Raw genomic sequence first — 23,125 nt, forward strand, 5'->3', positions numbered from 1 at the left:
AGGCCGGCGCATCCAGGATCGTCCGGGATGCGCGCAGTGCCGGGCCCCGGCTCCACGGCCTGTTCCTGGCAACTGGCCGGGAACGGTTAGGGACTTGAGGGCAAGGGGTAGATTGCGCCTCAAGATCCGGCGGCAGGCTCGGGAGGGGCGCGCATGAACACTGATCCGCGTGGGACGGGGGGCCTTCCGCCCGCCTTCATGGCCCCCGAGACCTCGTCCTTCCTCGACTTCCTCGCGGCGCAGGCGCCGGACCTGCTGCCCGCGAGGCGCGCCCTGCCGGTCGCGCACGACGGCTTCGAGGCGCCGCACGGCACCACCATCATCGCGGCGACGTACGCGGACGGCGTCCTTGTGGCGGGCGACCGCCGCGTGACGATGGGCAACGTCATCGCCCACCGCGACTACGACAAGGTGTTCCCCGCCGACGAGCACTCCGCCATAGCCATCGCCGGGACCGCCGGCCTCGCCGTGGAACTCATCAAGCTCTTCCAGCTCGAACTGGAACACCACGAGAAGATCGAGGGCACGGCCCTGTCCCTGGTCGGCAAGGCGAACCGGCTCACCACGATGGTCCGCGGCAACCTCTCCATGGCGATGCAGGGCCTCGCCGTGGTGCCGCTGTTCGCCGGGTACGACCTGGGCAAGGGCGTGGGGCGGATCTTCTCGTACGACGTCACCGGCGGCCGCAGCGAGGAGCGCGGCATCGCCGCCACCGGCTCGGGCTCGGTCTACGCCCGCGGCTCCCTGAAGAAGCTCTACCACGAGGGCATGTCCGAGCAGGACATCGTCCTCGCCGCCGTCCAGGCGCTGTACGACGCCGCGGACGACGACTCGGCGACCGGCGGCCCCGACCTGACGCGCCGTCTGTTTCCGCGCGTGGCCCTGGTCACCGAGGAGGGCTACCGGCAGCTCACCCAGGACGAGGTCGCGGACGTCGCCCGGTCGGTGGTGGACCGCCGCCTGGAGGCACCGGACGGGCCACGGGCTCCGCTGCTCTGAGCGGCAGTGCCCGCAGGAGCGAAGTCGAGCGGCTGGTCAACCGGTTGAAGATCTACCCGTGCCGTGGCCACACGCTTTGACACGAGGGCGCCAGACAGTCTCTAGCCGTCCACGAGCACGGCCACCAGGCGCGTCATGGGGGGCCGCGGGTCAGGTGTGCCCGGCCAACTGGTCATCAGGAGATGGTGGGCGGTGCCGACGATGGCGAGTGCCACCGTGCGCGGGTCGACGGTCTCCGCCACCCGGCCGAGCCCCCGCTCGGCCTTGAGGTAGCCGGTGATGGCCTCCTGGATCGCGGTGAAGCCGGGCGCCCCGCCTTCCAGGGCCTCGCGGATGCGCAGCGCGGCGGCGGGGCGGGTCATGGCGAGGCCCGAGATGGCGGGGCCGCCGGAGTCGAACAGCGCGAGGGCGACGGCGTCGAGGTTCCGCGCCACCGTGCCCTGCCCGGCAAGCTCCGACAGCGCCTGCGCCTTCTCCGCCGTCCGCGCGAACCGGTCGAGGCAGAGCTCGGCCACGAACTCGTCGAGCCCCGCGAAGTGCGCGTGCAACAGCCCCTTGGCGCAGCCCGCCTCGGTGGTGACGGCCCGGCTGGTGAGCGCGCCGGGCCCGCTCCTTTCCACGACGCGCTCGGCGGCCGCGAACAGTCGCTCGCGTACGTCCGGCGTTGCCACTCCGCGCGGTGACATGGGCCTCTCTTCCGTTCTGCCTCCGTCGCCCTCAAGGGGCACAACTCTCCAGATCGTAGCGGGGATTGCTAGTTTGGGCACATGCCCATACTGTTTGGGCGTGCGCCCAAACCAGTTGGGCTCGCGCCCATCATCCGTACGTCCACCACAGGAGGCACCCGTGCCAGACGTCGTCAACACCGAGCAGGCACAGGCGTGGAACGGCCCTGAAGGCGCCCACTGGGCCCGCAACCAGGACCGCTGGAACGCCGTGAACGAAGGCTTCAACGAGCCGCTGCTCGACGCCGCCGGAATCACCGGTGATCACCGGACCCTCGACCTCGGCTGCGGCTCCGGGCAGACCACACGTCTCGCCGCGCTCCGGGCACCCCGAGGGCGCGCGCTTGGTCTCGACCTGTCGGGCCCGATGCTGGCCGAGGCGCGGACCCGCGCGGAGCGGGAGGGCATCGCCAACGTCTCCTTCACGCAAGGTGATGCGCAGGTGTACCCCTTCGAGGCGGGCGCGTTCGACGCGGCGATCAGCCGCTACGGGGTGATGTTCTTCGCCGACCTCGTGGCGGCCTTCGGCAACGTCGGCCGGGCACTGCGACCCGGCGGGCGCCTGGCGTTCGTCTGTCCGGCCGATGCCACGCTCAACGCCTGGGCGGCGGTGGTGGCGTTACTGCGCGACTTCCTGCCGGTCGGCGACTTCGGGAGGCCGGGGCTGCCCGGGATGTTCTCCCTGGCCGCCCCGGACCGCATCCGCGACGTCCTCACCGAGGCCGGATTCACCGGCATCACCATCAACCAGGCGCAGGCGTACGGAGCGTGGGGTCGCGGAGCCGATGACGCGACGGAGTTCCTGTTGGGGACGGGCCCCGGCCGCCACCTGATGGAGCGGGCCGACGCGACTGCACGGCCGCGCGCCCGCCGCACCCTGACGGAACACCTGCGCGACCACGAGGCGGCGGACGGCACGGTCCGGCTGCTCAGCACGTCGTGGCTGGTCACGGCGGTCCGCCCGGCCTGAGGGCCTGGCCCGACGAGGTCCACGACGCGGCGGCCCGGCTCTGCGCCAGATCGTGGCCGACCTGGCTCGCGGTGGAGAATCCCTGCTGTTCGACACCCTGCTGCGCGGAGACGACGTACGGACCGAGATGCTCCGCACCCACCTGCGATCGGCCCTGTCCCGGGAGAGGCGCCCAGTCCCTGCCTGTCAGTGTGTCCTTGTAGCCTCCCCATCATGACAACTGAACTGGCCCATGACCCGCGTCCGGTCTTCTCCCGGGCACTTGATCAAGCCGGGAAACAGGTCGCGGCGGTGAGTCCCGATGAGCTGAACAACCGCACTCCCTGCGCCGATTACGACGTTCGCGCGCTGCTCGGGCATATAGTTTCCGTGCTGCACAAGCTCGTCCGAGTCGGCACCGGAGGCGATGCGCGCGAAGTCCCCGATGTGATCGACGGCATCGCCGATGACGGCTGGACAAGCGCATTCACCCAGGCCCGTAGCGAGGTCGAGCGAGTGTGGGCCGACGACGAGAAGCTCGACCGAATGGTCGAGCTACCGTGGGCCACGCTGCCCGGCCGGACTGCTCTCGATGCCTACACCCACGAGTTCACGGCTCATTCCTGGGATCTCGCACATGCCACCCGGCGGCTGGCCGAACTCGACCCCGACCTCGCCGTGCGGGCCCTCCAGGCATTCTCGAAGTTTGCGCCGCCAGAGGCCCGCAGCGAGCAGGGTCCGTTCAGCCCTGTCGTACCGGTGCCCGACGACGCCGACGTCTACACCCGGCTGGCCGCCTACCTGGGGCGCCGACCATAGTCAGCAGCACGTATCGCGACGTTGCTTCGGCAGAACCATCGCTGACGGCACTCTTTCCTGTACTTGCCGCTGTGCGTGGCACTCGCCGCCCTGGGCGGCATCGTCGCGGTGGCCGCGAGCAGGCGCTGACTTCGAGCGTCCGGTGCGGGCTGCGGTTGCGCGGCGGACGGGGGAGGCGGGGTTACGCGGCGGACGGGGACGCGGCCGATGGGGGTGCGGGCGCGGACGCCGCGTCGATGACCTCGTTGAGGACCTCGCGCGACCGCATCAAGTCGCTGATCATGCGGTCGATGCGGTCCCGCTCCGCGCCGAGTTCGGCGACCAGGTGCGGGGTCGCGATCGCGGAGGGGCCGCCGTCCGCGTCCCGCATGCACGGAAGGAGCCGGGCGATCTTCGAGCTGCACAGGCCCGCCGCGAACAGTTCCTGGATGCGGATGACCCGGTCGACCGCGCTGTCGGGGTAGTCGCGGTGGCCGCCCGGCGTGCGCTCGGCCGTCAGCAGCCCCTGCTTCTCGTAATAGCGCAGCGAGCGTTCACTCACACCGGTGCGCCGGGCCAGTTCGCCGATCCGCATGTCCCACCGAGCTTTCCGGGCTTGAATCTGACACTGATGTCAAGTTCTACGGTACCGGCATGACGAACACGGCAGCGGACTCCCGCCCCTTCGCACCGCACAGCCCCTCCGAGCCCGAGGGCCACGCTGATCCCCGCGGCCTCTTCGAACCCGCCCGCCTCGGCACCCTCGACCTCCCCAACCGCCTCGTCATGGCCCCCATGACGCGGAACCGCGCCACCGCCGACGGCACGCCGACCCCCCTCATGGCGACGTACTACGCACAGCGCGCCACCGCGGGCCTGATCATCGCCGAGGCCGCCACGCCCAACGCCGTCGGCCAGACCTACCCCAACATCACGGCCATCCACACCGACGCCCACGTCGACGGCTGGCGGCGCGTCACCGACGCGGTGCGCGCGGCGGGCGGGCGGATGTTCCTCCAGGTGCAGCACGGCGGCCGGATCGGGCACCCGGACAACAGCGGCGGCCTGACACCCGTCGCGCCCTCGCCGATACCGCTGCCGGACACCATCTTCACGCCCGGCGGCCATCAACCGGCCGTCACCCCGCGCGAGATGACCGCCGACGAGATCCGCGCCACCGTCGCCGACTTCGCCGCCGCGGCCCGCCGCGCCGTCGACGCGGGCTTCGCCGGGGTGGAGGTGCACGGCGCCAACGGCTACCTCCTGCACCAGTTCCTGGGACAGGGCACCAACCACCGCACCGACGGCTACGGCGGTTCCGTGGCGGGCCGCGTCCGGTTCGTCGTCGAGGTGGTCCGCGCCGTGGCCGCCGAGATCGGCCCGGACCGCGTGGGCCTGCGCGTCTCGCCCGGACTCAAGGTCAACGGCATGGACGAGGGCGACACCGAGCACCTCTACCCGGCGCTCCTCGACGCCCTCGCGGACCTCCCGCTCGCCTACTTGCACGTCGTGTACGCCGACCCGGACAGCCGCGTCTTCCAGGGCATCCGCAAGCGCTGGACGGGCACCCTGATCGCCAACCCGGTGCTGCCGCGCGACCAGATCCCCGCCGACGGCGGCCGCCGGGCGGCCGAGCGCCTGCTCACCGCCGGCGCCGACCTGATCTCCCTCGGCCGCCCCTTCCTGGCCAACCCCGACCTCGTCGCCCGGCTCCGCACCGGCGCGCCCGTCAATCCGGTACGGGACCACGGCCTGATGTACGTGGGCGGGGAGCGGGGCTACACCGACTATCCCGCCCTGACCGCGTAGCGGCTGGTGCGAGCTGGGCCGACGGATCCGTGGGCTCACCGCGCGGTGTCGCCCTGGTGGCGAACCCTGGTATTAGTCCGGCCGCGGGGGCGGTGCGGCGTCTAGCATGTGCCCCGCTGCGGGTGCGGTCGGCAAAGGGGGAGCAGGGGCTGATGGAAGTCCGGCTGACGTTCGACGACGGCGCGCGGGGCGAGCCCACCGAGGCCGGCGAACACCTGGACCATGCGGCGTCGCTGTATCGCTGGCTGACCTCGGACGCGGAACTGCGGGGTCTGGCCGAGGTGTCCATGGGGTCGGCCTCGTCACCCCAAGAGCACCCGTCACCCCAGGAGCACATGGGCGGGGTTCCCGAGCTGGTCGACGTGGTGCTCGCCAACGGCATCGCCCTGGGCAGCCTGGTGGTCGCCGTGGCGACCTGGCGCGGGTCGCGTCCGCGGGCGCCGCAGGTGCGGATCGAGCGCGACGGCGTGACGGTCACGGTGCACGACGGCTCGGCCGAGACGGTGGAGCGCGTCCTCAGGGCCCTGGGCACGGACACGTCCGACGACGTGCCGGGCCCGGACGGCGGACGCGGGGAGTGACGGGTGGCTGACCTGGCGGACCCCGGCCGTTCGGTGGCACTGCTGGTGGGCGTGCACGCGTACGCCTCCCTCGACGACCTGCCTGCCGTGGCCCGCAACCTGGACGGCCTCGCGGGTGTACTGCGGGACCCCGAGGTGTGGGGGCTGCCGGCCGACCGGTGTACGGTGCTCTCTCAACCGCGCAGTGCCCAGGAGGTCCTGGACACCGTGCGGGCGGCGGCGCGCCGGGCCCGGGACACGCTCGTCGTCTACTTCGCCGGGCACGGTCTGACCGATCCGCACACCGACGAGCTCTACCTGGCCCTGCCGGACTCGGACCGGGAGCGCGAGTACACCGCCCTGAGGTACGAGTATCTGCGCCGGGCGGTGCTGGACCCGCGGGCCGGGGCCCGCCGCACCGTGGTGATCCTGGACTGCTGTTACAGCGGGCGCGCCCTGACCGGCTCCATGAGCGCGAGCGACTACGTCGCCGACCACGCGATGGTCGAGGGGAGCTGTGTACTCACGGCCTCCGCGGAGTCCCGGCCGGCGCTCTCGCCCCCGGGTGAGACGTACACCGCGTTCACCGGCGAGCTGATCGCCGCGCTGAGGGAAGGCATCCCGCAGGCACCCGACCCGCTGGACATGGACGCCGTGTACCGGCATCTGCACCGGACCCTGGCGGCCAAGTCCCGCCCCCTGCCCCAGCAGCGCAATCGCAACACCGGCGGACTCATCGCCCTGGCCCGCAACCGCGCCGCCCCGCCCCCGGAACCCACCTCAGAGCCCTTCCCGGAACCCACCCCAGAGCCCTCCCCGCCACCGCCCCCCGACGAGACCGCCGCTCCAAGGGGAGGCAGACCGTCGCGGCGCCTGCGCAAGCGTGTCATCGTGCCCCTGGGTGCACTCGGCGTCGTCACCGCGGCCTCATTGGGGGTCTGGCTGACCACTGGCGAGGAGAAGGGCGGAGGTTCGGACGGGGCCGGAGGTTCCGGAAAGCCTCCCGACAGCCAGGTCGTCACCATCGGCCTCGACGCTCCGCTGACCGGCAAGTTGGCCCCGCTGGGCCTCGGGGTGAGGAACTCCGCGGACCTCGCCGTCCGGCGGGCGAACGAGGACGGTGTCGTCGACGGAGTCACCTTCAAGCTCAAGGCACTGGACGACAAGACCCAGCCTGCCGCGGGCCAGGCGAACGGCGCCGAACTGATCGCCGATGACACCGTCATCGGTGTCGTCGGCCCGGTGAACTCCAGCGTGGCCCAGGCGATGCAGAAGGACGCGGACGACGCGGACCTGGCCGTCGTCTCCCCGGCCGCGGGCGACCCGGCGCTGACGCTGGGCGGGAAGTGGCATACCGGCAAGAAGAGCCGCCCCTTCCGGTCGTTCTACCGGACCGTGCCCACGGACGCGCATCACGGCGTGGCCGCCGCGCAGCGTCTCTACAACGACGACGACAAGAAGAAGGCCTTCGTCGTCGACGACAAGGAGACCCACGGTGCCGGTGTCGCCAACGCCTTCAGAGCCGAGTTCACCCGGCTCGGCGGCAAGGTCGTCGGCAGCGACCACATCGACCCCGACAACGCCGGCGACTTCCCCGCAGTGGCCGCCGAGGCGAAGAACTCGGGTGCCGACGTCTTCTTCTACGGCGGCGAGTACCCCGCCGCCGGCCCGCTGAACGCCCAACTGCGGAAGGCCGGTGCCGACATGCCGCTCGCGGGCGGTGACGGCATCTTCAGCGAGGAGTTCATCAAGCTGGCCGGACCGGCGGGCGAGGGCGCCCTCACCGTGTCGCTCCCGTTCCCCGAACGGCTCGCGTCCGCACGGCAGTTCATGAAGAGCTACCGGAAGGCCGGCTATCGCGACGGTCATGACATCTACGGCGGTTACGCCTACGACGCCACCTGGGCCTTCGTCCAGGCAGTCAAGGACGTCACGGACGCCCACGGCGGCAGGCTGCCGAAGAACGCCCGCGCCGAGGTCGTCTCCGCCCTCCAGCACGTCTCGTTCGACGGAGTCACCGGCACGATCTCCTTCGACAGGTACGGCGACGCGACCAACGCGGAGTTCGCGCTGTACCGGGTCGAGGACGGCGAGTGGAAGTTCGTCCAACGCCTCACGTGAACAGTCAGGCAGCCCACGAGCCTCCCCGGCTTGTCAGAGTCTCGTCAGGGCAGGCCGAAAAGATTCGCATCCCACGCAGGAACCCGCGCCTGCGGTGAATCTGGTGAATCTCACGGCCGACAGGCCGTCGGCGACACCGAGGAGATGGGATGTTATGTCCGCAACATTGACCAAGCCCCGGCAGATCCCCGATCTCAGCCTGGGGGAGAAGATCTCCGGACTCTCCGCGATCCGGCGCGACCAAGTGGCGTTCCTCAGCAAGGCCGTCGAGAAGTACGGCGACGTCTTCCGCATGCGCCTGCTCGGCAATCCGCTGGTGATGCTCAACCACCCCGACCACGTGCAGCGGGTGCTGGTGGAGAACAGGGAGAACTACGACAAGGAGAACTTCCTCTACCGGACCGTGCGCCCCGTGCTGCGCAACGGCCTGATCGGGGCGATCGGCGGGGAGTCCTGGCACCGGCAGCGGCGGCTCATGCAGCCGTCGTTCCACCGCCCGAAGATATCCGCCTTCGCCGACACCATGGTCGAGGAGACCGCCGCCATGCTCGGCCGGTGGAATCGGCAGTACCGCGACGGCGACGTGGCGGCGGTCGTACCGGACGTCGGGCACATCGCGCTGCGCATCGTGACGCGGAACCTGTTCGGCGCCGATGTGGGCTCCACGACCGAGGCCATCGAGAACGACTTCACGTATGCCAACCACATCATGGGGGACTTCTTCCGCTTCCCCTTCCCGCCGCTGCACTGGCCGACGCCGAGCCATCTGCGGCTGCGCAAGCTCATCGCGAACCTGGACCGCTTCGTCGCCGAGATGATCGAGCAGCGCAACACCCGCAGCGACGGCAGCCCCACCCTGCTGTCCATCCTCGCCGACGCGGTCGACGAGGAGACCGGGCACCGGATGGACTCCGTGCAACTGCAGCAGGAAGTCGTCAACATCATGGTGGGCGGCTACGAGACCACCACCGGCGCCGCCTCGTTCCTGCTCTACCTGATCGCCAAGCACCCCGAGGTGCAGGAGCGGATGCACGCCGAGATCACCGAGGTGCTCGACGGCCGGGAGCCCGGCTTCGACGACGTCGCCAAGCTCTCGTACACCCGCATGGTCGTCGACGAGACGCTGCGGCTGCGCGGACCCGCCTGGCAGACCATGCGGCGTGCCGTGGGCCCCGACGAGGTCGGCGGTTTCGGCATCGAGGCCAACACCGGCATCTACATCAACTTCTATACGATGCACCGCCACCGCGAATTCTGGCCCGACCCGGAGAAGTTCGACCCCGAGCGCTTCGCGCCGGAGGCGGTGGCCGAGCGGCCGCGGAACGCGTACATCCCGTTCGGCGCCGGGCTGCGGGTGTGCATCGGCAAGCACTTCGCGCTCACCGAGCTCATGATCATCGCGACCATGATCGTGCAGCGGTACCGGCTCGTCCTGCCCGAGGGCCACCCGCCGGTCGGCCTCGACCAGCTCGTCACCCTGCGCCCCAAGCACGAGGTGCTGCTGCGCCTGGAGCGCCGATGAGTATCCGCCGAAGTTCCCCGGTGGACCTTCCGGCGGCGTTCGAAGTGTTCCCGCCGCGGCTCAGCCCTCATGCCGACGCCGCGATCGCGCACCTGGAGCAGTGGACGCGGGACACCGGCCTGATCGGCACGGTGGCGGCCCGCGAACGCTTCGCGCAAGCCGACTTCGGCTGGTTCGCCGCCGTCACCTACCCGACCGCCGACGAGCGCGGGCTGTGTCTGATCGCCGACTGGTTCGCCTGGCTGTTCCTGCTCGACGACCAGCTAGACGACGGCGGACTCGGCAAGGACCCGGCCAGGATGGGCGAGTTGATCTCCCAGATGTTCGAGGTCCTCGGCGGCGACGGACGGACCGTACCCCCGGACGCGCCCGCCCTCGTCAGCTCCCTCGCCGACCTGTGGCGGCGCACGCACGCGGCGCCCGGCTGGCGCGAGCGGTTCGTGCGGCACGTCGTCTCGGGCGGCCTCGCGGCCCGCTGGGAGGCGCAGAACCGCGTCGACGGCGTCGTCCCCGACATCGCGTCGTACGTGGAGAACCGGCGGCACACCGGCGCCATCTACGTGTGCATGGACCTGATCGAGGTCGTCGAAGACCTCGACGTGCCCGCGGGCGTGTACGAGAGCGAACCGTTCGCGCGCGCCCTCGGCGCGGCCTGCGACGTCGTCTGCTGGACCAACGACCTGTACTCCCTGGACAAGGAGACCGCGCTCGGCGAGCACCACAACCTGGTGACCGTCGTCCAGCACGCCCACCACCTCACCGTGGACCGGGCCGCCGACGAGGTGCGGGCCCGCATCGCCGGTGAGATCGAGGCCTTCCTCCGGTACGAGGACGAGACGCTGCGGGCCTGGCCCGCCCACGCCTCCTGGCTCGCGGTCCACTTCGCGGGCATGCGGTCGTGGATGCGCGGCAACTTCGACTGGTCGGCCCGTACCCGGCGCTACCGGGACGGCGCCCACGACCGGGCGAGCGCGGCCGCGTACCTGGAGCCGGTCCTCGTCGACGCGGCGGCCGGCGTGGCGGGGGAGGGGAGATGACGGCGACCACGTCCTTCACGACCGCGGCGCCGCCCACCGCGTGGTCCGGGATCGCGCGGGCCCGTGAGCTCCTGCCGCCGCTGTTGCGGGAGGCGGTGGCCCGGCTCGGCGGCGAACTCGGCCGGATCTGCGGCTACCAGCTCGGCCTGTGCGACGCGGACGGCCGTCCGGCGCCGGGCACGGGCGGCAAGCTGATCCGTCCGGCGTTCTCCGTGCTGTGCGCGGAGGCGGTGGGCGGCGAGGCGGCCGACGCCCTGCCGGCGGGCGCGGCGATCGAGCTGCTGCACAACGCCTCGCTGATCCACGACGACATCATGGACGGCGACCACGTCCGCAGGCACCGGCCGACGGTGTGGGCCCGCTTCGGTGTGCCGCGTGCGCTCCTCGCCGGTGACGCGCTCATCGCCCTCGGTTTCGAGGTGCTCGCCGAGCGGCGGCACCCGGCGACCGCCCCCTCGATCGCGGACCTCGCCCGCACGCTGCGCAGGCTGGCCATCGGGCAGGGCGACGACCTGCGTTTCGAACGGGAACGGGAGATCGGCGTCGAGGAGTGCCTGGCGATGCTCGGCGGCAAGACCGGGGCGCTGCTCGGCTGCGCCTGCCGGCTCGGGGCCGCGTACGGGGCCGCGCACGGGGCGCCGCCCGGGGTGGCACCGCCGTCCTGGCTCGACTGCTTCGAGCGCTTCGGCGACCACCTCGGCGTCGCCTTCCAGCTCATCGACGACGTCCTCGGGATCTGGGGCGACCCGGCCGTGACCGGCAAGCCCGTCGGTTCCGACCTGCGCGCCCGCAAGAAGAGCGCCCCGGTCGTCGCGGCACTCCAGGCCGGCACTCCGGCGTCGGCCCGCCTCTCCCGGCTGTACGCCGCCCCCGGCGACCTGACGGACCGCCAGGTCGCTGTGCTCACCGGTCTCGTCGAGGACGCGGGCGGCCGTGCCTGGACCCTGGCCGAGGCCGACCGCCGGATCGCCGCCGCCTGGGAACTCCTCGACCCGCTCGACCTCGACCCCGTCGCCCGCCGGGGCCTGGTCGACCTCACGGCCGCGCTGACGGCCCGCCAGTTCTGACCGGGCGGTCGGCGCTCCCGCCCGTCCCGCCCGGGTCGCCCGCCACATGCCGGTTGCGGGCGGCCCCGAGGCCCACCGCGATCTGCGGCACGAGGAGGACCAGCAGCACCACGAGCGGCACCGTCCAGTTCTGGGAGGCGTCGTGGACGGCGCCCAGGACGGCGGGGCCGGTCGCGGCGAGGATGTAGCCGAAGCACTGGGCCATGCTGGACAACTGGGCGACGTGCCGGGCGTCCGGCGCGCGCTGCACGATGAAGAGCAGCGCGAGGCTGATCGCCGCGCCCTGGCCGAGCCCGAGCAGACTCATCCACACGTAGGCGCCGCCCACCGGCGCGGCAAGCACCCCGGCGTACGCGATCGCGCACAGCACCGCGCCGAGCACGGCGAGGGTGCCCGAGCGCACCCGCCTGCCCACGATCACCGGCGCCACGAACGACCCCGCGATGCCGAGCAGAGAGGAGAACGACAGCATCCAGCCCGCGTCGCCCGCGCTCATGCCGGAATCCTGGAGCAGCGTCGGCAGCCAGGCCGCCGCCGCGTAGTAGTTGAGCGACTGCAGCCCCATGTACGCGGTGACCTGCCAGGCCAGCGGCGAACGCCACAGGCCGCGCACCGGATGCGCCGCCTGCCGGGCCGCCGCGGCGCCGACCCGCGTACGCGACCGCAGCTGCGGCAGCCACACCACGAACGCCACCGCCGCCAGCACGCCCCAACAGGCCAGCGTCGTCCGCCAGTTCATGCCGGACGCCTCCTGCACCGGAAGCGTGACGCCCGCCGCGAGCGCGGCACCGCCGAACAACGACATCGAGTACAGGCCCGTCATCAGCCCGGCCCGCGCCGGGAAGTCCCGCTTGATCAGGCCGGGAAGCAGCACGTTGGCGACGGCGATGCCCGCACCGATGACGACGGTGCCCGCGAACAGCGCGGCGACCGAGTCCAGCATCCGCAGCGCCGTGCCCGCGCAGATCAGCACCATGGTGGCGAGCAGCGACCGCTCGGTGCCGAAGCGGCGGCCCAGGCGCGGCGCAACGGGCGCCAGCAGCCCGAAGCACAGCAGCGGCAGCGCGGTCAGCAGGCTGGTGGCCGCCGCCGACATGCCGCTGTCGTCACGGATGGTGTCGGCGAGCGGGGACACCGCGACCAGGGCCGGGCGCAGATTGAGGGCGAGCAGGACGACGCCGAGCCCGAGCCAGAGGGCGTGCCGCCCGGTGACGCCGGGCGGGGCCTCCGGCCGGCGGGCGGCCGCCGTGGGGCCGGCGTCCTCCCGTACCACGGTGGCCGGGGCGGCGGGCCCTTGGCTGCGCATGACGTTCTCCTGGGGGTTGCTTCGGTGGTACGTGTACGGGGCCGGGCCCGGCCCGGGGCCTGCGGGCGGCCTCGGTGGGCCGGGCCCGCTGGGCCTCAGTCGGCCGGAGGCTTCGGGCCTCAGTCGGCCGGGGGGTGCTCCCGCAGCGCGGCCATGCCCTCGGCGAGATGGGCGAGCACCGCGGCCTCGGCGGCCGTGGCGTCGCGCGCCTCGATGGCGTCGACGATCGCGCTGTGGGCGTCGATCTGGTGGCGTACGGCCTCGGGGACGGCGGCGCCGAGCACCGACTGGAGCGTGGCGCGCATCGCGTCGCTGAGGTGGCCGTACAGCTCGGCGAGGACGGTGTTGTGGGCCGCGGCGGCGACGGTGCGGTGGAAGGCCATGTCCGCGTCGATGAAGGCGTCCGTGTCGCCGTCCTCCCAGGCCCGGCGGCGCTCGGCGAGCGCGGTGCGCAGCGCGGCCAGGTCCTCCGGCGTGCGGCGCTCGGCCGCGTACCGGGCGGCGTCGCGCTCCAGCGAGGCGCGCACCTCGTACGCCTCCAGGACGTCCGCCTTGCGCACCCGTCGCTGCACGGCCGCGCCGAAGTCGCTGCTGGCGCGGACGTACGTCCCGTCGCCCTGGCGCGGCTCCAGCATGCCGGTGTGCACCAGGGCGCGGACGGCCTCGCGCACGGTGTTGCGGCCGACGGCGAGCTGTTCCACGAGGAGCGGCTCGGCCGGGATCTTGGTGCCGACCTTCCACTCGCCGTCGGAGATCAGGCTCTCCATCTGGGCGATGACCAGGTCGACGAGGTTGGTGCGTGCGGTGCTGCGCAGCGGCATCGGTTCGGTGCCCTCTCTGCCGGATCGCCGATGGGTAGGCAGACATGGGAACATCCCATGTTTCGGGTGTCAAACGGTCTGCCGGTGTGAAGGGGTAATCCGCGGCGGCGATGCGGGGTGACCCGCGGCGGTGACGTTGCCGTGGTGTCGCGGACGCGGCGGGCGGCAGGCCGGAACTCGGAACTCGCGGCGCGGCCGGGCCTGTTGCGGACTATTGCCGCACCGCGGGCGTCCGTCGGGCCGAGTCGTGCCCGTGAAGTGATCTATGGGGCACCGTTACATGATCTCGGGAAACCCGTAATGACGGGCGAATAGGTTGATTCAGCACTCGCCGGACGGCAAGGGCAAACCGATACATCCGTACCGTGAAGGGGAACACCGCCACCATGCGCCACACCACTCACCGCCGCAGCACCCTTCGTACCGCCACCATCTCGGTCGTCGCCGGTGCGGCGCTGCTGGCCCCGGCCGCTGCCGCGCTGGCGAGCACCCCGGCGCCGCAGCGTGCCGCGGCCGTGCGGACCGCCGCCCCCAAGCCGGTCAAGATCGACATCGGCGGCGGCGTCACCGTCCCGGTCAAGGGCGGCAAGCCGTACTACAACGGCAAGGCCCTCAAGCCCGGCCAGACCATCGACAAGGGCATCTACCTGCACCTGAGCGCCGACGGCAAGAAGCTCTACAGCAAGACGCAGGGCGGCGGCACGCCGTACGCGATCTGGGACGTCAAGACCGGCAAGAGCCTCGGCACCCAGAAGCACAGCCCCACCGCCAAGGTGAAGGCCGCGCTGACCGCCAAGCCGTCCAAGACCTCCGTGCGTGCCTGGCAGGAACTGCGCGTCAGCGGCAAGGCGACCGGCATCAAGGCCGGCAGCAAGGTGGGCCTCCAGCAGAAGCAGCACGGCACGTGGAAGACGCTGCCCGCGTCCACCACCGTCAACAAGTCCGGTGCGTACTCGATGCGCGTGAAGCTGGGCCTCAAGGGCAAGAACGAGCTCCGCATGAAGAGCGGCGCGACGCTGTCGCCGGTCTTCAAGGTGACCGTGCGCTGACGCCTTCAAGGTGACTGCTTCAAGGTGAGTGCCGTTCGCCTCCAGGCGACGGTCTGCTGACGTCCGCGGCCCCCCTCGCGGACCTGGGCCCCCGGCCCTCCGGCGTGGATCGCTTCCGCGTGCGGAGGGCCGGGGGCCCGTGTGGTGTCGGTCGCCGTGGCGCCCGCTCTGACGCGGCGGCCAGCCCTTCCCCTGCGGCCAGTTCGCCGCGGCGGCCACCGCGTCGGCGGCCTCCGTCACTGTGACGGTGTCCGTGTCGACGCGGGGCCCGCCGACCCCGGCCCGCTCCAGTTCCCGGGCGTCGGCCGCCGCGCGCTCGGCGACGCGCAGCAGGTGTGCGGTCGGCCGCCCGCGGAGCGGGTCGCACAGCCACAGGACGCGACCGGCGTCGTGGGACGCGGGCTCGCGCGGAGCCGCCTCCACCCCCAACTCCCTGGCCCCGAACGCTGCTTCCCCCTCCGGCCGCCCCGGCCCCACCGCTGTTTTTGGCCACCCGTCCACGCGCTCCCGTACGAGCCGAGCGGCCTCCTCGACCGACAACCCGCCCGTGTTGACCTGGACGTCCGCGACATCGCTCGCGTCCAGGTCGTCGGCGTACCGCAGGACAGCCGCCACCGCCTCGTCCAGTGAACGCCCCGCCTCCGCCGCGCCGTTCGCGCTCTCGCGCCCGACGAACCGCTCCCGCAGCTCGCGCCGGTCGGCGGGTCCGGGCTGCACAGGCCCAGCTGGTCGATGTCGACGTACCCGACCGGACGCCCTCCGCGGCGAGCCCGTCGGGCGGTCAGGGTCTGGATTTTTCGTCCAGGGCATGTACGTTGTGTCCAGGGTGTCGAGAGTTGAGGCGACGGCACCGCAGCAGTGTGACCGCAGTGGCGGCTGGGAGTGCGAGGGCCGATATGAGTGCCGGGGACGGGCAGACGGACGGTGGCCGGGACGCCGAGCGGGACGCGATCCTCGCCGCGCTGGTCCCCGTCGCCGACGGCATCGCCGCCACGTTCGGCTCGCTGTGCGAAGCGGTCGTGCACGACTACCGGCGGCCGGAGCAGTCCGTCGTGTCGATCGCCGGGTCCGTCACCGGACGCAGCGTCGGCGGGGCGATGAGCGAGATCGGGCTGGGGATGCTCGCGCGCGGCGACGAGGCGGGCGACGAGCTGAACTATCTGACCCGCACCCAGGACGGCAAGCTGGTCAAGTCCTCCACGATGCTGCTGCGCGACAGCGGCGGCGCGGTGTTCGGCGCGCTGTGCGTCAACCTCGACATCACCGCCGTGCGGCAGGTCGGCTCGCTGATCGGTGAACTCGCCGGGGTGGCGGCGCCGGCGGAGGTGCCGACCACGACGTTCGGCGACTCCGCCGACGTCATCGACGCGGTCGTGCGTTCCGTTGTCGACGCCTACCAGCTCAAGCGCAGCCGCCCGTGGGGCGAGCTCGACCGCGCCGAACGCGTCGAGCTGTTCCGGGGTCTCGACGAGCGCGGCGTCTTCGCGGTCCGGCGCGCGGTTCCGCAGGTGGCCGCCCGCCTCGGCATCTCCCGCGCCTCCGCCTACAACTACCTCGCCAAAGCCCGCGCCCAGGACGCCCCGGCGGCCGGGCCCGACACCTCACAGGGAGCATCCGCATGACGAGCACACCCCCGGTCACCCTCGACGACGTCCGCGACGCCGCGGCCCGGCTGAAGGGCGTCGCCCACCGCACGCCCGTGCTGCGCTCGCGCACCCTGGACGCCCGCGTGGGCGCGGAGGTCTTCCTCAAGTGCGAGAACCTGCAGCGTGTCGGCGCCTTCAAGTTCCGCGGCGCCTACAACGCCGTCTCCCGGCTCTCGCCCGAGCAACTGGCCAAGGGCATCGCGTCGTTCTCCTCCGGCAACCACGCCCAGGCCGTCGCCCTCGCCGCCCGCGAGCTGGGCAGCAGGGCCGTCATCGTCATGCCCGAGGACACCCCGCCGTCCAAGCGCGCGGCCGCCGAGGGCTACGGCGCGGAGGTCGTCACGTACGACCGCTACACCGGCGACCGGGAAGCCATCGGCAAGGCCCTCGCCGAGGAGCGCGGCCTCGCCCTCATCCCGCCCTACGAGCACCCGCACGTCATCGCGGGCCAGGGCACGGCCGCCCTCGAACTCATGGAAGAAGTCGGCGAGTTGGACCTGCTCCTCGTGCCGGTCGGCGGCGGGGGACTGATCGCGGGCAGCGCCACCGCAGTGAAGGGCCTGAGCGGCGGCATCCGCGTGGTCGGCGTCGAGCCGGAGGCCGGCGACGACACCAAGCGCTCGCTGGCGGCCGGGCACCGGGTGACGATCCCCGTGCCGCGCACCATCGCCGACGGCCAAGCAGCCGAGATCCCCGGCGCGTTGACGTTCTCGATCAACCAGCGGCTCGTCGACGGCATCGCCCTCGTCTCCGACGACGACATCCGTGACGCGATGCGGTTCGCCTTCGAACGCCTGAAGACCGTCGTCGAGCCCAGCGGCGCCACGGCCCTGGCGGCCGCCCTGAGCGCCCGCGTGGACCGCGTCCCGCCCCGCGTCGGCATCATCCTCTCCGGCGGCAACGTGGACGCCCGGCGGTTCGCGGAACTCTGCGGGGGCTGACCGCCCGGTGAGCTTGTGGCAAGATCGCGGGATGCTGCGACTCACCGATTTCATCATCGACTGCCCGGACACGATGAAGCTGGCGGCTTTCTATTCCGAGGTGACGGGCCGTCCGATCAAGGAAGGCAGCTCCGAGGAATGGGCCGGCATCCAGTTCGGCGAGATCGAGCTGGCATTCATCCGGGTGGACGACTACCGCGCTCCGCAGTGGCCCGACACCGAGCACCCCAAGCAGTTCCACCTCGACTTCGAAGTGGACGAGATCGAGTCCGAGCAGCGCCGCGTCCTCGACCTCGGCGCGACGCTGAGGCAGGACTTCATCGGCCCCAACGGCTACGGCTGGCAGGTCTACACCGACCCGATCGGCCACCCCTTCTGCCTGTGCCGCAACAAGGGCGTCATCTGGACCGACCAGGGCCCGATCTGGCCCAAGCGCGACTAGGCGGCTCGGATGAGGTTCGTGTGCCCGGAGTCCTCGGGCTCACCGATCCTGCGCATGACCGGCGTGGGCCCGCGTTTCAGGCCCGCAGCAGCCCCGCCACCCGCTGCGCCGTCCACGCCCCCGCGGCGCCCGGGCACGCCGCGAGGTAGGTGGTCACCGTGGCCTCGTCCCAGGCCGCTGTCTCCAGGAGGCCGGTGGCCAGGTGGCGGAGGTAGCCGCCGGACGGGGCGTTGAGGGTGATGTCCCCCAATGCCCATGGCGCGGTGAAGGTGAGCACCGGGAGGCCGTCCAGTGTCCCCGGGCACACCAGCGTCTCGTAGCGGCCGTCCCCGATCCGGGCCCGGCCGTCCCGCAGGGCCGGCGCCAGATCGGGGCCGGTCCCGGGCGCGCCGTACATCTCCTGGGCCGCGATGTCGCGGAACTGGTCGGCCGTCACCAGGTGGGCGCGCGCGTACACCCGGCCCCGCGCCGTCGGGTCGTAGAACGCCCGGCCGCCCGTCCAGAGCGCCGACTCGGTCGCGAAGTACACCAGGCCCTGGAGCTCCACGGGAACCGACGCCCGCGGCGGACGCGGATCCCGGCAGCCGGGGCAGCCCCGTGCCGCACCGGGCGGTCGCCCGCCCGCGATGTAGTGCATGAGGCGGCCGAGGAGGGTGTTGGAGCCGTAGGCGGCGTACCAGATCAGCTCGGGCACCGCCGGCTCCGGCGCGGGGCCGTCTCCCGGCCCCAGCCCCAGTCCCGGCCCCGGTGCGTGAATCCTCCGTACCCGGTTCACCGCATCCCTTTCTAGAACGATCGCTCTATCTAGCGCGGCCCTTCAGGCGGCTCCGCGCTCGGCGGGACACCGAGCTGCCAGTCCAGGTCGTACCGCTGGAACAGCTCGGCCCGCAGCACGTCGAACGGCATCGGCGCGCCGGGGATGAGCAGCGCGAAGACCGCGCCCATCAGCAGCGCGCGCAGCATGCGGTAGTCCGTCTCGGTCTCCGCCGACCCGTGCCGGGCCACCGACTCGCGCAGCAGGCACGCGAGCCGCTGCTGCTCCGGGCACTGCACGAACCCCTCGGCCTGCAGGATGCCCGCCATGTGCGTGCGCATCAGCATCGGCTGGTCGCGCGCCAGGCCCAGGATCGCGTCGATGGCGCGGGCGAGCAGCTCGTCGCCGTCCTCCGTGCACGGCTCCCGCTCCAGGGCGGCCTGCAGCGTCAGATGCATGAGACGGTGCACGGCCGACTGCAGCAGCTGGCGCTTTCCCGGGAAGTAGTACGACACGAGGCCGCGGGCGGAGCCCGCCCGGTCGGCGATGTCCGCGAGCGTCGTCGCCTCGTAGCCGCGCTCGCCCACGAGCTCCACCGTCGCCTGCAGCAGCCGCTCGCGGGAACGCCGTCGCAACTCTTCATTGACCGATGGGCTACGCGGGGACATCCTGTAACTCCTGCGTTGACTGGCTCACAGCCAATATACTCAGGGTGACCCGGCCCTGGCCGTCATGGGCCGGTGCCGCCTCGGGCAGGCAACACCGCGGGGGAGTGTTGCCTGCCCATGGGCGGTCGTGGACGCGTGGCACACGCTCTCCTCGCGAATCCGGCGCGGCCTCCTTAAAGTGGGCCGGGGGCCGAGGAGGCGCTTGGACATGGACCAACAGCAGATTCTGGCGCGGATCAGTGAGATGGTCGACGCCGAGAAGACCCTGCGGGAATCGCTCGCGTCCGGAGCGATCGACGAGGCGACGGAACGGGCCCGCCTCGGCGTCCTGGAACGCGAACTCGACCAGTGCTGGGACCTGCTGCGCAGGCGGCGGGCGAAGGCCGAGTTCGGCGGTGACCCCGACACGGTGAACGTACGGCCGTCGGCGCAGGTCGAGGGCTATCAGTCGTGATCGCCCGGGCGGCGGACGCCTGACGGCTGAGGCCCGACGGCGTCGCGCCCGCCCGCGCGCTCAGGACAGACCCGCCCTGCGGACAAGGGCGCTGACCACCTGCTGCGCCACCCGCGCGCGCTCAGGACAGACCCGCCTCCCCGACGAGCCCCAGCACGGCCCGCAACGCTCCCGGCCGCTCCGCGACCGGCAGGTGCTCCACGAAGTGCACCGCGCAGCCCAGCGCCGCGGCGCCCGCGTCCGCGTGCCGGTCGTCGCCCACCATCAGCGTGTCCTCCGGGGCGACCCCGAGCCCCTCGCAGGCGTGTCCGAAGAGCCGTACGTCCGGCTTCTGCACGGCGTGCTCGTACGACAGGACGTACGCGTCGACATAAGGGTCGAGGCCATGCACGCGGAAGACCGGCCGCAGGTCCCACCCGATGTTGCTGACGACCCCCACGCGCACGCCGAGCGCCCGCAGCTCCCGCAGCACCTCCAGCGCGTCGTCGTACGGCCGCCACGCCTCCGGGGTCTTGTGGCGTTCGTACAGCGCGTCGTAGAGCCGGGGGTCGGGCAGCGGCACCGTGCGCGCGAGGCCCGTGTAGGCCGCCCGGTGCAGTTCCGCGCTCTGGTCGCGGCGCCCCCACAGGTCGGTGAGGTGGTCCGGCACGTCGACCGTCGGTGAGCCGCCCGGCAGCGCGCCCGCGCGGTCGAGCGCGTCCGCGAGCCGCGCCGCCTCGTCGTCCGGCAGGGTGAGCCCGCTCGCGGCGAGCGTGCCGCGCAGCCAGGAAGCGGTGGACTCGATGCGGAACAGCGTCCCGGAGAAATCGAAGAGCACGCCCTTGATCGCCATGCGTGCGATCCTCCGGGACCGGGCGAGCGGGGGTCAAGGAGGCCCGGACGGCCAAGGGCCGCGTCAGGGGCTCCCGTCGGAGGCGTCCGGACCTTGCTTCCGGCCGCCGTCGGAGTCGCCCGAGCGTTGTTCCCGGTCTCCGTCGAAGTCGCCCGAGCGCTGCTCCCGGTCCCCGCCGAAGCCACCCGGCCGCCGCTCCCGGTCTCCGTCGACGTCGCCCGGAGCTTGCTCCCGGCCCTCCTCGGAGACACCCCGACCCAGCTCCCGACCCCCGGCCAACCCACCCGGCCGCTGCTCCTCCGGCACGAAACGCTCGTACGCCGCCGCAGCGAGCAACACCGTCAGCGCACCCAGCAGCCAGCCCCCGACGACGTCCGACGCCCAGTGCACCCCGAGCCACACCCGGGTGAACCCGACGCCGGCCACGGACACCACGGCCACGACGAGCCCCGCCCGCCACACCGGGGCCCCCGCGCCGTACACCCGCAGCAGCCACAGCAGCAGCCCGCACACCACGGCCGCCGTCATCGCGTGGCCCGACGGGAACGCCGCGTAGTGCGCGGAGTCCACCGGGTCCTGCCACACCGGCCGCTCGCGGCCCACCGCGGCCTTCAGCCCCTGCTGCACCAGCGTGCCCACCAGGCACGTGGCCGCGAGCCAGCCCGCGAGCCACCACGAGCGCCGCGCCACCAGCCACAGCACGACGACGGTGCACAGCGCCCGCATCGTCCACGGGTCCCACACCCAGTCCGTCAGGATGCGCGCGGTCTGTGTCAGATCGGGGTGCGCCACCGCCCAGCGGTGCGTGGTCCGGGCGATGTCGCCGTCCACGTCGAGCAGCGGGTGCCACTCGGCGGCGACCAGGACGAGCAGCAGCACGGCCGGGACGGCGAGGAACAGGGCGACGCGTGCGGCGCCGGGGGTGCGTGGGGTCGCTCGGGGCGGTGCGGAAGCCATGCGGTGATCCTGGCCGATGGAGGGCGGCGGCACCTAACCGAGCGCGCGCAGGGCCGGTACGAACGCGATGAGCAGCGGCACCACCGGCACGAGCGCGGCGGCCGCCGTGAGCCGCAGCCGGCGCCCGGCGGTGAGGCGCGGGCGGGCCGACAGGAGCCGGTGCACGCGCTGCGGCACGTGCGCGTGCGTGCTCGGGCAGGGCCCGAACACGCCCCGGTGCTCGTTGAGTTCCACGAGGGCGAGCGCGATGGTGAGCCGCCCGAAGCGGCGCGAGGCCACGTCGTCGGCGGCCAGCTCGACGAGCCGGTGCATCTCGTCGCGGAACGCGGCGAACACCGGGACCTGGGGGAAGCCCGCGGCGAGCGCGCCCGAGCAGTGCAGCAGCCAGTCGTGCCGGGCCTGCGCGTGGCCCTGCTCGTGGGCGAGCACCGCATCGAGCTGACGGCCCTTCAGGCGGCGCAACGCGGCGGTGGTGATGACCAGTTGGGGCGCGGCGCCGGGCAGCCACCAGGCGTCGGGCCGCTCGCCCTCCAGGACCACGAGCCGGTCGGCGCCGGGCTCCTCGCCGGGCAACAGCGGTGCCCGCTCGACGAGTTCGGCACGCCGCTTGGCGCGTCCGGTGCGCGCGCGGGCGATCTCGCGGGTGAGCATCGCGGCGGTCCACACGCCGCCGCACGCGAGCGCCACCGCCGTCACGGCGGCCCACGGGGTCGGTCCGAGCGCGTACGCCTCCACGACGCCGCTCGGCGCGGGCGCGAAGAGGTGCCCGCGCACCGCCTGCCAGGCCGACGCCGCGCTGAACGTCATCGACAGCGCGCAGCACAGCAGAACCCCGGCCACCACGCACTGCCAGGCCCACAGCGCGACCACCGGTTCGCGCTCCACCCAGTCGGCCCTCGCGAGCAGCCTGGGGGCGACGACGGCGGTCAGCGCGCCCAGCAGCATCAGCGCGACGGGGACCATCATGGGTCAAGCCTATGAGGGGCGCGCCGCGCGGCGGTATGGGCAATCACCGCAAGTGATGTACGCCACGACGGATTCCGTGGCTTTGCGTGTTTCCCCGGACCTATGGCGCCCGCCCCGGTCCGCGGCCGTCACAGTGCGAGCAGCATCGCCAGCATCCCCATGCTCATCGCGAGCCGGCACACCAGGGCCAGCTCCGGCCGGTCGGCCCAGCCCGCGACACCCTGCACGGACGCGACGTCACCCCGGCCCGCCACCTCCCCCACCGGCGCGAGCCGCGCGCCCGACAGCAGCACGTGCCCGGCGAAGTACAGCAGCAGCGCACCCGTCACCACCGGCACCCCCGCACCGCCGTGCGCGCCGTGCCCGTCCGGTGCCGCGACCATCGCCGCCGCCATGTACACCATGGCCAGCGCGCCCACGACATGATGCAGATGGTGCGGCCCGCGCCGCGCCGCCCAAGCCACCCGCAGCCCCGCCGCGGCGAACACCGCCGCGTACCCGAGCCACACACCCCGCGGCGGGTCGAGCACCGCCGCCGGCAGCGCCATCACCGCCATGCCGAACCCCATCAGCGCCTCACCCCCCGCCGTACGCCGCTGCTCCTCGACCCTGCTGCGCATCCGCAGCAGGCAGTACGCCCCGCTCCCCGCGCAGAGCGCCACCAGCAGCCAACTCGCCGACCCCGGTCCGTGCACCGAGCAC

24 protein-coding genes and 2 pseudogenes are annotated in these 23,125 nt (G+C 72.7%); 15 read left to right on the forward strand and 11 right to left on the reverse strand.

Features of this window, described 5'->3' with window-relative positions:
- The first annotated feature begins 153 nt into the window (after window positions 1–153).
- Window positions 154–999 (forward strand): proteasome subunit beta, encoded by an 846-nt coding sequence (prcB, locus tag AC0KTA_RS35145; protein WP_481052229.1) that lies wholly within the window; start codon window positions 154–156, stop codon window positions 997–999.
- 101 nt (window positions 1,000–1,100) lie between these two features.
- Here prcB and AC0KTA_RS35150 read toward each other — a convergent pair whose 3' ends face one another.
- The gene (locus AC0KTA_RS35150) at window positions 1,101–1,685 is read right to left on the reverse strand and encodes a TetR/AcrR family transcriptional regulator (protein WP_481052230.1); all 585 of its coding nucleotides are present in this window, start codon (window positions 1,683–1,685) and stop codon (window positions 1,101–1,103) included.
- Window positions 1,686–1,845: 160 nt separating this feature from the next.
- Between AC0KTA_RS35150 and AC0KTA_RS35155 the strand changes: the two genes are divergently transcribed.
- Entirely contained in the window at window positions 1,846–2,694 is an 849-nt protein-coding gene (locus AC0KTA_RS35155; protein ID WP_481052231.1) for a class I SAM-dependent methyltransferase, read from the forward strand.
- Here AC0KTA_RS35155 and AC0KTA_RS35160 read toward each other — a convergent pair.
- On the reverse strand, window positions 2,672–2,836 hold the full coding sequence (locus tag AC0KTA_RS35160; protein ID WP_481052232.1) for a hypothetical protein: 165 nt from the start codon (window positions 2,834–2,836) through the stop codon (window positions 2,672–2,674). The genes AC0KTA_RS35155 and AC0KTA_RS35160 overlap by 23 nt on opposite strands.
- Window positions 2,837–2,907: 71 nt before the next feature.
- On the opposite strand from AC0KTA_RS35160, the gene AC0KTA_RS35165 reads away from it, so the two are divergent.
- Window positions 2,908–3,492: a TIGR03086 family metal-binding protein gene (locus tag AC0KTA_RS35165; RefSeq protein ID WP_481052233.1), complete on the forward strand. Its 585-nt coding sequence runs from the start codon at window positions 2,908–2,910 to the stop codon at window positions 3,490–3,492.
- Window positions 3,493–3,673: 181 nt separating this feature from the next.
- On the opposite strand, the gene AC0KTA_RS35170 is transcribed toward AC0KTA_RS35165, so the two are convergent.
- The gene (locus AC0KTA_RS35170; RefSeq protein WP_481052234.1) at window positions 3,674–4,066 is read right to left on the reverse strand and encodes a MerR family transcriptional regulator; all 393 of its coding nucleotides are present in this window, start codon (window positions 4,064–4,066) and stop codon (window positions 3,674–3,676) included.
- 59 nt (window positions 4,067–4,125) lie between these two features.
- On the opposite strand from AC0KTA_RS35170, the gene AC0KTA_RS35175 reads away from it, so the two are divergent.
- The 7 genes and pseudogenes from AC0KTA_RS35175 to AC0KTA_RS35205 all read left to right on the forward strand — a co-directional run bounded on the left by AC0KTA_RS35175 (window position 4,126) and on the right by AC0KTA_RS35205 (window position 11,587).
- The gene (locus AC0KTA_RS35175; protein ID WP_481052235.1) at window positions 4,126–5,280 is read left to right on the forward strand and encodes an oxidoreductase; all 1,155 of its coding nucleotides are present in this window, start codon (window positions 4,126–4,128) and stop codon (window positions 5,278–5,280) included.
- Window positions 5,281–5,432: 152 nt separating this feature from the next.
- The gene (locus tag AC0KTA_RS35180) at window positions 5,433–5,861 is read left to right on the forward strand and encodes an effector-associated constant component EACC1 (RefSeq protein WP_481052236.1); all 429 of its coding nucleotides are present in this window, start codon (window positions 5,433–5,435) and stop codon (window positions 5,859–5,861) included.
- Window positions 5,862–5,948: 87 nt separating this feature from the next.
- Window positions 5,949–6,470 (forward strand): annotated as a pseudogene (locus AC0KTA_RS35185) (caspase, EACC1-associated type); the annotation flags it as partial.
- Window positions 6,471–6,713: 243 nt separating this feature from the next.
- Window positions 6,714–7,961, forward strand: a complete 1,248-nt coding sequence (locus AC0KTA_RS35190; protein ID WP_481056672.1) for a branched-chain amino acid ABC transporter substrate-binding protein — start codon at window positions 6,714–6,716, stop codon at window positions 7,959–7,961.
- Window positions 7,962–8,115: 154 nt separating this feature from the next.
- Window positions 8,116–9,483 carry a cytochrome P450 gene (locus tag AC0KTA_RS35195; RefSeq protein ID WP_481052237.1) on the forward strand — a complete coding sequence of 456 codons (1,368 nt, stop codon included), beginning with the start codon at window positions 8,116–8,118 and terminating at the stop codon, window positions 9,481–9,483.
- Window positions 9,480–10,520 carry a terpene synthase family protein gene (locus AC0KTA_RS35200; RefSeq protein ID WP_481052238.1) on the forward strand — a complete coding sequence of 347 codons (1,041 nt, stop codon included), beginning with the start codon at window positions 9,480–9,482 and terminating at the stop codon, window positions 10,518–10,520. The genes AC0KTA_RS35195 and AC0KTA_RS35200 overlap by 4 nt, the downstream gene beginning before the upstream one ends.
- A complete protein-coding gene (locus tag AC0KTA_RS35205) occupies window positions 10,517–11,587 on the forward strand; it encodes a polyprenyl synthetase family protein (protein WP_481052239.1) in 1,071 nt (356 codons plus the stop codon). Before AC0KTA_RS35200 ends, AC0KTA_RS35205 begins: the two co-directional genes overlap by 4 nt.
- Here the strand turns inward: AC0KTA_RS35205 and AC0KTA_RS35210 are convergent.
- Together AC0KTA_RS35210 and AC0KTA_RS35215 are read right to left on the reverse strand one after the other, a co-directional pair.
- Complete coding sequence (locus AC0KTA_RS35210) at window positions 11,556–12,893, reverse strand: CynX/NimT family MFS transporter (RefSeq protein WP_481052240.1); 1,338 nt, start codon at window positions 12,891–12,893, stop codon at window positions 11,556–11,558. The genes AC0KTA_RS35205 and AC0KTA_RS35210 overlap by 32 nt on opposite strands.
- A 119-nt stretch (window positions 12,894–13,012) precedes the next feature.
- A complete protein-coding gene (locus AC0KTA_RS35215) occupies window positions 13,013–13,714 on the reverse strand; it encodes a FadR/GntR family transcriptional regulator (protein WP_481052241.1) in 702 nt (233 codons plus the stop codon).
- A 386-nt stretch (window positions 13,715–14,100) separates the two neighbouring features.
- Here AC0KTA_RS35215 and AC0KTA_RS35220 point away from each other — a divergent pair, with 386 nt between their 5' ends.
- The 4 genes from AC0KTA_RS35220 to AC0KTA_RS35235 all read left to right on the forward strand — a co-directional run bounded on the left by AC0KTA_RS35220 (window position 14,101) and on the right by AC0KTA_RS35235 (window position 17,792).
- Window positions 14,101–14,763 (forward strand): hypothetical protein, encoded by a 663-nt coding sequence (locus AC0KTA_RS35220; protein WP_481052242.1) that lies wholly within the window; start codon window positions 14,101–14,103, stop codon window positions 14,761–14,763.
- Window positions 14,764–15,659: 896 nt separating this feature from the next.
- Window positions 15,660–16,385, forward strand: a complete 726-nt coding sequence (locus AC0KTA_RS35225) for a helix-turn-helix transcriptional regulator (RefSeq protein ID WP_481052243.1) — start codon at window positions 15,660–15,662, stop codon at window positions 16,383–16,385.
- Window positions 16,382–17,350 carry a threo-3-hydroxy-L-aspartate ammonia-lyase gene (locus AC0KTA_RS35230; RefSeq protein ID WP_481052244.1) on the forward strand — a complete coding sequence of 323 codons (969 nt, stop codon included), beginning with the start codon at window positions 16,382–16,384 and terminating at the stop codon, window positions 17,348–17,350. The genes AC0KTA_RS35225 and AC0KTA_RS35230 overlap by 4 nt, the downstream gene beginning before the upstream one ends.
- Window positions 17,351–17,381: 31 nt before the next feature.
- Window positions 17,382–17,792: a VOC family protein gene (locus AC0KTA_RS35235; protein ID WP_481052245.1), complete on the forward strand. Its 411-nt coding sequence runs from the start codon at window positions 17,382–17,384 to the stop codon at window positions 17,790–17,792.
- A gap of 76 nt (window positions 17,793–17,868) precedes the next feature.
- On the opposite strand, the gene AC0KTA_RS35240 is transcribed toward AC0KTA_RS35235, so the two are convergent.
- Entirely contained in the window at window positions 17,869–18,486 is a 618-nt protein-coding gene (locus AC0KTA_RS35240) for a histone deacetylase (protein WP_481052246.1), read from the reverse strand.
- Between the two features lie 110 nt (window positions 18,487–18,596).
- Complete coding sequence (locus tag AC0KTA_RS35245) at window positions 18,597–19,214, reverse strand: TetR/AcrR family transcriptional regulator (RefSeq protein ID WP_481052247.1); 618 nt, start codon at window positions 19,212–19,214, stop codon at window positions 18,597–18,599.
- Window positions 19,215–19,422: 208 nt separating this feature from the next.
- Here AC0KTA_RS35245 and AC0KTA_RS35250 point away from each other — a divergent pair, with 208 nt between their 5' ends.
- Window positions 19,423–19,668, forward strand: coding sequence for a DUF2630 family protein (locus tag AC0KTA_RS35250; protein ID WP_481052248.1), 246 nt, complete (start codon window positions 19,423–19,425; stop codon window positions 19,666–19,668).
- Between the two features lie 121 nt (window positions 19,669–19,789).
- Here the strand turns inward: AC0KTA_RS35250 and AC0KTA_RS35255 are convergent, their stop codons facing one another.
- From AC0KTA_RS35255 to AC0KTA_RS35270, 4 genes and pseudogenes are all read right to left on the reverse strand, one after another.
- Window positions 19,790–20,500 carry an HAD family hydrolase gene (locus tag AC0KTA_RS35255; RefSeq protein ID WP_481052249.1) on the reverse strand — a complete coding sequence of 237 codons (711 nt, stop codon included), beginning with the start codon at window positions 20,498–20,500 and terminating at the stop codon, window positions 19,790–19,792.
- Between the two features lie 300 nt (window positions 20,501–20,800).
- Window positions 20,801–21,457: pseudogene (locus AC0KTA_RS35260) on the reverse strand (phosphatase PAP2 family protein); the annotation flags it as partial.
- Between the two features lie 33 nt (window positions 21,458–21,490).
- A complete protein-coding gene (locus AC0KTA_RS35265) occupies window positions 21,491–22,423 on the reverse strand; it encodes a M56 family metallopeptidase (RefSeq protein ID WP_481052250.1) in 933 nt (310 codons plus the stop codon).
- A 128-nt stretch (window positions 22,424–22,551) separates the two neighbouring features.
- Window positions 22,552–23,118: a DUF5134 domain-containing protein gene (locus AC0KTA_RS35270; protein WP_481052251.1), complete on the reverse strand. Its 567-nt coding sequence runs from the start codon at window positions 23,116–23,118 to the stop codon at window positions 22,552–22,554.
- Window positions 23,119–23,125: the final 7 nt, after the last annotated feature.

Source organism: Streptomyces sp. Y309, assembly GCF_056712025.1.